Below are 8,770 nucleotides of genomic sequence, written 5' to 3'. Positions count from 1 at the left end.
GAGATTGTCCGCCTTGAGATGGACACTGATGACTCTTACGTCCAGAACCTGCTGCTGGCTGCTGAGAATGTGGAAGCATTCAAAAAAGCCATTGAGCACGATATTCATAAAGTCGTGAATGCCGTTAAGAAAGTCTTCCCTGTCGACGGTAAGAAACCGGAGCTGGCAACAGTTATCCAGTTCCTGACGGTGTGGTTCAAAACTGATTACATTGACCGCGGCCTACTGGTTAAAGAGTGGAGCAAAGGTAATCGTGTAACAACCATTAATCGCACACCTTCAGGTGCGAACGCCGGTGGCGGTATTGCCTCTGACCGCAAATTCCCGCAAACCATTCTCGGGCTGGAGCATGAAATTGCTCTGGCGTTACGTGCCCGTGACCGCGAATTTGATATTTACAACGTCCCACTGGATATAGAACTACAGGCAAACTCCATCATGAATAAGATGGACGATCCCGAATGGCTGGCGACTCGAGAGAGATTCGTTTCAATGCCTGGTAGCCTGGACTACTCACGTGCCTGCATTATCGCAACAGTAAAAACTACACCAGAAGGGCTTTATGCTGATCCTGTAAAACACCAAGAATATTTGAATAGAGTACTGACGGAAACCGACCACGCCAACCCAGATCCGTTGCTCGTTGATATAGCCTGCGGTCGTTCGTCTATGCCTGTACCTATGAAACAGGAAAAAGAAACGGCTGAAGACGTAAACAAAATTCTTGCAGCTTCCCGCGGCGAATATGTTGAGGGGGTTAGTGACCCTACAGATCCGAAATGGATCACAGAAGACCTCGCATCAACCGCCCAACAAACAGATGACCGTTCACCAGTTAATGGGGACACCACCAGCGATGTGCAGATGGAAGAAGCTGTCAGTGATGAAGAACAGGCTGGTAATGAAGTGCAGTCAGGCGAAAGCAGTCTGGAAACTGGTGAAGAGTCACATACCGGCCAGCAAGCCGATGTGAACCAGAATACGGATTCTGTCGCCCAAAATAGCGATTCTGTAAACCAGACTGAACCAGTTTTGGCACAAACCGAGCCAGATGCCCAATCTGACGAACCAGCTGTTGTTTACCCCGCTTACTTCGAGCCAGGTCGCTATGAAGGTCTGCCGAACGAGGTTTATCACGCAGCGAACGGGATCAGCAGCACGCAGGTAAAAGATGCCCGCGTTAGCCTGATGTACTTCAACGCGCGCCACGTTGCCAAAACGATCACCAAAGAGCGTTCTCCGGTGCTGGACATGGGTAACCTGGTTCATGCACTGGCGTTGCAGCCAGAGCAGCTCGATGAGGAATTCAGCGTTGAACCGGTAATTCCGGAAGGCGCATTCACCACGACGGCAACGATCCGCGCGTTTATCGATGATTACAACGCAGGTCTGCAAGCGCTGCTGAGTGCAGATGAGATCAAAGCCTTGCTCGAAGAATACAACGCCACTCTGCCAGCACAGGTGCCGCTGGGTGGTTCAGTCGAGGAAACTGGTCAGAGCTATATGTCGCTTCCTGAAGAGTATCAGCGTATCGAAGCGGACCAGAAGCAGACCGCAGCGGCGATGAAAACCTGCATCAAGGAATACAACGCCACTCTGCCAGCACAGGTGAAAACCAGCGGTAGCCGTGATGCGTTACTCGAGCAGCTGGCAATCATCAATCCTGACCTGGTGGCCCAGGAAGCGCAGAAGCCGCAACCGCTGAAAGTGTCCGGTACCAAATCAGACCTGATACAGGCCGTGAAGTCTGTTAATCCGGACGCCGTCTTCGCCGACGAATTGCTGGATGCCTGGCGTGAGAATCCGCAAGGAAAAGTGCTGGTCACCCGCCAGCAACTGTGCACCGCACTGGCCATTCAGAAAGCCCTGCTCCAGCACCCAACCGCCGGGATGCTACTCCAGCACCCGAGCCGCGCCGTGGAGGTCAGCTACTTTGGTTTTGACGACGAAACTGGGCTTGAAGTCCGCGTTCGTCCAGACCTTGAGATCGATCTGGACGGAGTGCGCATCGGTGCCGACCTGAAAACCATCAGCATGTGGAACATTAAGCAGGAAGGCCTGCGCGCCAAACTGCACCGCGAAATCATCGACCGTGACTACCACCTGAGCGCGGCTATGTATTGCGAGACCGCAGCACTGGATCAGTTCTTCTGGATTTTCGTCAACAAAGACGAGAACTACCACTGGATCGCCATCATTGAGGCATCAACCGAACTGCTGGAACTGGGCATGCTCGAGTACCGCAAATCAATGCGCGCTATCGCTACCGGCTTTGACACTGGCGAATGGCCAGCGCCGATCACAACTGATTACACCGACGAACTGAACGACTTCGACCTGCGCCGCCTTGAAGCGCTGCGTACTCAGGCATAAGGGGAAAAGAACATGTCTACTGCAATTACTACCAACGAAAACAAGACGCAAATGATCGATAACATCTCAATTTTGACTAATGGGGAACTTTTCGACCGCCTACGCACCTTGTCGACAGTGATGGCAAATAGTGGCGCTTTTGTACCTGACCACTTCCGCGGAAAACCAGATGCCTGCATGGCTGTGGTCATGCAGGCCGCACGATGGGGTATGGACCCGTTTGCCGTAGCTCAGAAGACCCACATCGTCGGTAATAGCGGAGTATTGGGTTACGAAGCTCAACTGGTTAATGCGGTTGTTACCAACATGTCGCCTACAAAAGATCGCCTTCATTACGATTGGTTTGGCCCATGGGAAAACATCATTGGTCGATTTGTAGAGAGAACCAGTTCTAAAGGCAATAAGTACATCGCGCCCGGTTGGGATTTAAAGGATGAGGCCGGTGTAGGAATTCGTGTGTGGGCAACTATGAAAGGAGAGGATGAACCACGCGAACTGGTACTCATGCTTTCTCAGGCTCAGGTTCGTAATTCGACACTATGGGCAAGTGATCCGCGTCAGCAGCTCGCTTATCTCGCGGTAAAGCGCTGGGCTCGCTTGTACTGCCCTGATGTGATTCTCGGTGTTTACAGTGCCGATGAAGTCGAAGAACGAGAAGAAAAAGTTATTAACCCTGGCTCAACCCAACGAATGAGCGTTGCTGAAATCGCAGGTGACACCGTCAAAACTACGCAAAGCGCACAGGAATCGTCGGTAAATATCGACTCACTGGCTGATGATTTCCGCGAACGCATCGATGCTGCTCAGGATGTTGATAGTGCAAAAGCACTGCGCGCTGATATCGAAAGCGCGAAGGCCACACTCGGATCTGCCCTGTTCACCGAGCTGAAGAACAAAGCGGTGAAACGCTATTACCTGGTTGATTCACGTAACAAGGTTGAGGCCGCGATCAACTCCCTGCCGTCTCCGGACGAACCGGATGCAGCTGAGCGGTTTGGGGAAGTTGAGCGAGTTCTTGCAACTGCGAAACGTCATCTTGGCGACGAGCTGCACGATCAGTTCAGCATCACCCTGGCGGATATGAAACCGGAATACGTGGCCTAAGGGAGGCGGGAGGGTCCGCCCTCCCTGTAACAAGATGAGTAAATCTTTAAACGCACGCTGCATCCGCCGCTGGGAAATTGAGTTCAAAGGACGTTGCGATTCGAAAGTAAGTCCTTGGTGGCGCAAACACCACCTTCGCGGTTACATCCGGGAATGCGCCCTGACAACTGCCGACTGCATGGTTGAGCGTATGGCTGAGGACAACGCTCTGGTTGATTTTCAAGGTAATGGTCGCGGCTGGTCGCCGGAGTTCTCTGCCTGGTACCACGAACGCCGAGAACAGTATCTCAAAGAGGCGCGCGACTATCTAAACGATGACGCCACTAATGACGAGATCGACGAGGAAATCGAGAACGAGCTGGAGGCCTGGAATGACTGAACTGAATTACAACCCGGCAGACCCCGACAAAATGCAACTCCCGGAGGGTAAGACCTGCGGCGACTGCGCCCATATCCGTCGCTGTAAGGCAATTTTCGGGCATACCGAAACCGATGCATATTGCGATTGGTCGCCGTCCCGAGCAATTTTCCGTCAATCATCCAACCCAGATGGCGGTGAAGCATGAAACTGATTAACCGAGGCAATCAGCAATCCCCGTTAGCGCGTCAGGCTTGCGATATCGCGCTGGCCACTCATCACGAACGTTACGGCGACTACGGGCGCAGCAAGATGAAGGAGACATACACGGTGAGAGTTGAAGGTGTGAAGGTCTGGGTGGAGGTAGTGAACCGTAAGGCTAGCTACGTGGCCACGGCGATGACAGGTATGCGCCGGTTGCGCGCGCTACCTGGCCAGGTGAGTTGATAACGATATTTCATTAACAATTTTCCGGCAGCTCTATAATAAGTTGCCGGAAGCCGGAGGTAGTATGGCCAAGCTTCTTAATCTGCTGGAATGGGCGAATTCAACTTATTCAACCCCACCGTCTCTTTCAACACTTCGCCGCTGGGCACGGGAGGGGCGTATTTACCCAGCTCCGGAACTTCACGGCAAAGAATATAAGGTTCAGCCTGACGCCATCTATGTGGATCCGAGCAAAAAGAACCTTCGTCCCAAAGCAAAACGCATACCGCTGCCAACTGGTGGCACTCTACTGGAGAGACTGACTCATGGCGAAAAGGCCAGTACGTTACGACGCTAACCTGCCCCGTAACCTGACCTATCGTAAAAGAGACCGGCTTTACAGCTGGCGAAACCCGATTACCGGTCAAGAATTATCTCTTGGCCGGATCGACAGAAAGGACGCCATTTCTCAGGCCATCGAGGCCAACAACTACATCGACCAGAATTACCTTCCGTCAGCGCTGCTGGACCGTATAAAGGAAACACCAACATTTACGGTGAAAGCGTGGCTCGAGCGCTACGAAGTAATTCTTGAGCGAAGAGAATTGAAGCCCAACACGATGAAGGTCAGGCACAATCAGATCGCCACTATCAGTGATGAATTCGGACGTATGCCGCTATCGTCGGTCAGCACGAAGGATGTATCTACTTTCCTGGAGAGTTACATACTCTGCGATAAGAAGAGCATGGCCTCAGGCCTGCGTTCGGTATTGTTGGATATTTTCAGGGAGGCGATCGTCGAGGGACATATTGAAAGGAACCCGGCAGAGCCGACAAGAACGCCGACGCCAAAAGTGAAGCGTGAGCGTCTTTTGCTTGAGCAGTTTGAGATAATAAGGGATGCCGCAACCGCTCATTCTGGATGGGCTGCAAATGCATGTGACCTGGCGCTGGTCACCGGGCAGAGAAGAGAGGACGTATCGCTGTTCAGATTCAGCGATATCAGGGATGGAAGATTGTTTGTCACGCAGGAAAAGACAGGTCACAAATTGGCGTTGCCACTTGATTTGCGACTGGACTCTGCTGATTTGGTATTGCAGGATGTTATCGACCGTTGTCGTAAAAACAACCCGTCAGACTTCATGCTTTATTCTGCGGTAAGGCGTGGTGGCAGGAAGCCAGGTCCGTTAACTCCGGACGGAATCACCCAAGCATTTTCTGATATCAGGGATTCTACAGAGTTAAAGTTTGGCCCCAACCCTCCCCCGTTCCATGAGATCAGGAGCTTGGCGAGCAGACTGTATGAAAGGGAGCGCGGAGAGGATTTCGCACAGAGACTGCTGGGGCATAAAAATTTAACAATGACCAAAAAATACCTGGACGCACGCGGTGCAGAATATGTTATGGTTTAGACAGGATATGGAAATTTCGAGTAATTTTCGTGGGATTTCGTGAAAGAACCGAAAAAACTCAATGAAAACAGACAGATAAAAAGAGACCGAATACGATTCCTGTATTCGGTCCAGGGAAATGGCTCTTGGGAGAGAGCCGTGCGCTAAAAGTTGGCATTAATGCAGGCTAAGTTACCCTGCCATTTAAGAATAGATGACAGCGCCAGGTTTTCCAGTCCGCGACTAAAGTGGCCGGAAAAAAAGGACGTTTGTTACGCATCCAAACGCAAAAACCGCAAGTTCTCCTGCGAGATGCTTGCGGTTTTTTATTGGAAATCAGAGCGCTACATCTGACAATTAACAGAGCTTTTCTGCACGCTCTACAAACGGTGCCAGGCTCATTTTTTCGCCCGGTTTCGCCGGATCATCAATCTGGATAATCTCTATCGGCTTTGCCGTGGTTTTTCCGCTCTCCACCTGCTGTCTGGCGACATCGTTCAACGGGTATTGCACCAGCGTACTGGGATTGATGACATACAGCGCGTTACCTGGACGGCAGGTCAGCATCACCTCTTCCCGATTAAACGCCCACTTATCTTTGCCAACCTCAAAACGGCTGACGGTAATGACCTGCGGCGCAGCCAGCGCGGCTCCGGAGCTTGCCAGGAGTAATAAAGAGATAATGATTTTTTTCATGCGTTTCGCCAGTCCATCAATCAGAAAGGTTCGAGGGTTGCAAACAGGCTGACAATCGCCAGAACAACGGCTCCTATACCCCATTCCAGCTTGGTCATCCAAATAAAATAGAGAGTCATGCCGCGGTTATCCTGCCGCATGCGTGGTACCAGAACATACCGATTCACCAGCGCAATCGCCACCATTAGCATGACCAGGGCACCTTTTAACAAAAGCAGTCGCCCGTAAGCCATGTGCCAGGGAACAGAAAAACCGACAATAAACAGCGCATTCATAATACCGGTTAGTAAAACACCGATAACGAAAAGATGTCCATAGCGTGAGAAGCGCATCATGGTACTGATGGCCTGTTCCCGCCAGCGACCTTGCGCCATTCGCATACAGTAAAGTACGGGCAGCAAACCACCGAACCAGGCGGCAGCGCATACCAAATGTAAAGCGTGGTTAACCTGCTGGATTGCGCCAGGGATACCGCTGTGCAGCGTCGCATGTCCGACGCCAGCCAGCAAAATAAACTGCGCAATAGTCAGCATTAACAGTAGTCGCGGCATACTGCGCGGCACCATGATGGTCACCACCATCGTGACCAACGCGAGGATAATCTGCCATAACCAGACGCCACCAAATTGCGTTTGCAACACGGCGAGCCAAACGTCAGTAGAGACAACATCCCGCCAGCCTGAGCCCATTAACCCACCCTGAATCGCCAGCATCAGCGTCGCGCTGATAAAGCTCCACGTCGCAGCATGCCGTTGCAGACGTAAAAAACGACGCATCATTAAACGACGAACCGAAACGGGAGCCAGCCATGCGCCGTAAAGCGCACAGCCAAACACCAGCATCAAAGCGGTAAAATGGATAAACCGTAGTGCAACCCAGGTAAATGCCAGCATTGGTTATTTCACGCTAAAGGTATATTGCCCCTTCGTCTTGTGACCATCCACGGAGACAACGTGCCAGTCGACCGTATATTTTCCTGCTTCAAGTGTTTGATCAAGCGGAACAATCAGCTGCGTTTTGTCCTGCTCACTGCGCGATGCCTTGCCCGTTTTGATCTGTTCTTTGTTAGGACCGGTCAGCGTTGCACCGCTGAATCCCGGCTCTACGCCTTCAGAAAAATTCAGCGTCAACGCCTGAGGAGATGCCGCAACTTCAGCGTTAGCCGCCGGACTTTGTTTTGTGAGGTGGGCATGCGCCAATGCCGCAGGTGTTGCCAGAACGCTGGCGAGTACGATGAGCGCGTTGCGAAGCATAGATGCAGATGAAGCCATTTCAACTATTCCTTTTTGTTATGTCTAACCTGTAGAGAATAACCTTCTACAATGGTCGAGTCGAGAATCATCATTTCTGTCTTGCCATTAACGCACACTCTTAGTAACTTTGCGCGCCGAAAGACAGAGAAAAGGAAAAGCCCATGAACATCAATCTGGCCAAACTTGAGCAAGCGGAAATGGATAAGGTCAATGTCGATCTGGCTGCGGCTGGAGTGGCATTTAAGGAGCGATACAATATGCCCGTTGTTGCAGAAGTTGTTGAACGCGAACAGCCAGAGCATTTACGCGACTGGTTCCGCGAAAGACTCATCGCGCACCGTCTGGCATCCGTTACGCTTTCACGTTTACCATACGAGCCTAAAGTTAAATAAAACTTATATTACGTTACGATTCCTTACATGACGCCTGCTACAGTATAAGCATATTCTTAATCCACACATTAAGGATGGTTGTAGACACTATGAAAAGGAAATCATTATGTCATACTGGAAAATCGCAGCAGCACAATACGAACCTCTTCACACCTCAGTTACCGAACATGTCGCGCATCACCTGCAATTCATTCATGCGGCAGCTCAATGCCAATGTGAATTGCTGGTCTTCCCTTCCCTCTCATTGCTGGGTTGTGTTGATGAGAATGACGCGCTTCCTGCCCCACCCGATGAAGCGCTGTTAGAACCTCTCGCACATGCCGCCGCGACTTATCGCATGACGATAATTGCGGGACTACCGGTAGAACATAACAACCGGTTCGTGAAAGGCATTGCGCTTTTCTCTCCCTGGATGACTTCGCCATTAACCTTCCATCAGAGCCACGGGGCCTGTATTGCCAGACAGCGAAATGCCATCAGCGTTGTAGATAGCCAACCGGAAGGCATTGATATCGACCCGGCTTTTTCGCTGTTCACCAGCTGCCAGTCAGTCAGTGAACCGGAACTGCTCTCCTCTACATCTCGCCTACAAAGTTTCTCACATAAATTCGCCATCGCGGTATTAATGGCCAATGCGCGGGGTAGCAGTGCGTTATGGGATGAACGAGGTCGATTGATTGTTCGCGCAGACAGCGGTTCGTTGCTGTTAACCGGCCAACGCACGCCACGGGGTTGGCAAGGTGATATCATTCCATTACGCTAGTCGTTTTGGGTCAG

Annotated in this window: 12 protein-coding genes; 9 read left to right on the top strand and 3 right to left on the bottom strand. The window is 51.4% G+C overall.

What is annotated here, in order from left to right:
- From OGY72_RS24740 to OGY72_RS24710, 7 genes are all read left to right on the top strand, one after another.
- A partial coding sequence (locus tag OGY72_RS24740; RefSeq protein WP_286550207.1) for a RecE-related exodeoxyribonuclease occupies positions 1 to 2,373 on the top strand: 2,373 nt, incomplete at its 5' end.
- Positions 2,374 to 2,385: 12 nt separating this feature from the next.
- The gene (locus tag OGY72_RS24735; RefSeq protein WP_286550204.1) at positions 2,386 to 3,477 is read left to right on the top strand and encodes a RecT family recombinase; all 1,092 of its coding nucleotides are present in this window, start codon (positions 2,386 to 2,388) and stop codon (positions 3,475 to 3,477) included.
- A gap of 34 nt (positions 3,478 to 3,511) precedes the next feature.
- The gene (locus tag OGY72_RS24730; protein WP_234692051.1) at positions 3,512 to 3,856 is read left to right on the top strand and encodes a hypothetical protein; all 345 of its coding nucleotides are present in this window, start codon (positions 3,512 to 3,514) and stop codon (positions 3,854 to 3,856) included.
- Entirely contained in the window at positions 3,849 to 4,043 is a 195-nt protein-coding gene (locus OGY72_RS24725) for a hypothetical protein (protein ID WP_234692052.1), read from the top strand. Before OGY72_RS24730 ends, OGY72_RS24725 begins: the two co-directional genes overlap by 8 nt.
- Entirely contained in the window at positions 4,040 to 4,282 is a 243-nt protein-coding gene (locus tag OGY72_RS24720; protein WP_137375969.1) for a DUF4060 family protein, read from the top strand. Before OGY72_RS24725 ends, OGY72_RS24720 begins: the two co-directional genes overlap by 4 nt.
- 64 nt (positions 4,283 to 4,346) lie before the next feature.
- Positions 4,347 to 4,619 (top strand): excisionase, encoded by a 273-nt coding sequence (locus OGY72_RS24715; protein WP_181640991.1) that lies wholly within the window; start codon positions 4,347 to 4,349, stop codon positions 4,617 to 4,619.
- On the top strand, positions 4,588 to 5,673 hold the full coding sequence (locus tag OGY72_RS24710) for a tyrosine-type recombinase/integrase (RefSeq protein WP_286550196.1): 1,086 nt from the start codon (positions 4,588 to 4,590) through the stop codon (positions 5,671 to 5,673). The genes OGY72_RS24715 and OGY72_RS24710 overlap by 32 nt, the downstream gene beginning before the upstream one ends.
- Positions 5,674 to 6,009: 336 nt before the next feature.
- Here the strand turns inward: OGY72_RS24710 and OGY72_RS24705 are convergent, their stop codons facing one another.
- Genes OGY72_RS24705 through yobA form a run of 3 tightly spaced genes read right to left on the bottom strand, consistent with a single transcriptional unit; the run spans position 6,010 to position 7,619 of the window.
- Entirely contained in the window at positions 6,010 to 6,348 is a 339-nt protein-coding gene (locus tag OGY72_RS24705; RefSeq protein WP_003833793.1) for a YebY family protein, read from the bottom strand.
- Positions 6,349 to 6,368: 20 nt separating this feature from the next.
- Complete coding sequence (copD, locus tag OGY72_RS24700; RefSeq protein WP_286550194.1) at positions 6,369 to 7,241, bottom strand: copper homeostasis membrane protein CopD; 873 nt, start codon at positions 7,239 to 7,241, stop codon at positions 6,369 to 6,371.
- Between the two features lie 3 nt (positions 7,242 to 7,244).
- Positions 7,245 to 7,619, bottom strand: a complete 375-nt coding sequence (gene yobA, locus OGY72_RS24695) for a CopC domain-containing protein YobA (protein ID WP_003833799.1) — start codon at positions 7,617 to 7,619, stop codon at positions 7,245 to 7,247.
- A 143-nt stretch (positions 7,620 to 7,762) separates the two neighbouring features.
- On the opposite strand from yobA, the gene OGY72_RS24690 reads away from it, so the two are divergent.
- Positions 7,763 to 7,993 carry a DNA polymerase III subunit theta gene (locus OGY72_RS24690; protein WP_003833800.1) on the top strand — a complete coding sequence of 77 codons (231 nt, stop codon included), beginning with the start codon at positions 7,763 to 7,765 and terminating at the stop codon, positions 7,991 to 7,993.
- A gap of 106 nt (positions 7,994 to 8,099) precedes the next feature.
- On the top strand, positions 8,100 to 8,756 hold the full coding sequence (locus tag OGY72_RS24685; RefSeq protein WP_003833801.1) for a carbon-nitrogen hydrolase family protein: 657 nt from the start codon (positions 8,100 to 8,102) through the stop codon (positions 8,754 to 8,756).
- The last annotated feature ends 14 nt before the right edge of the window (positions 8,757 to 8,770 follow it).

It is taken from the genome of Citrobacter sp. Cpo221, from assembly GCF_030332345.1.
Lineage (GTDB): Bacteria > Pseudomonadota > Gammaproteobacteria > Enterobacterales > Enterobacteriaceae > Citrobacter > Citrobacter portucalensis.
This window is presented reverse-complemented; position numbering and strand designations above follow the sequence as displayed.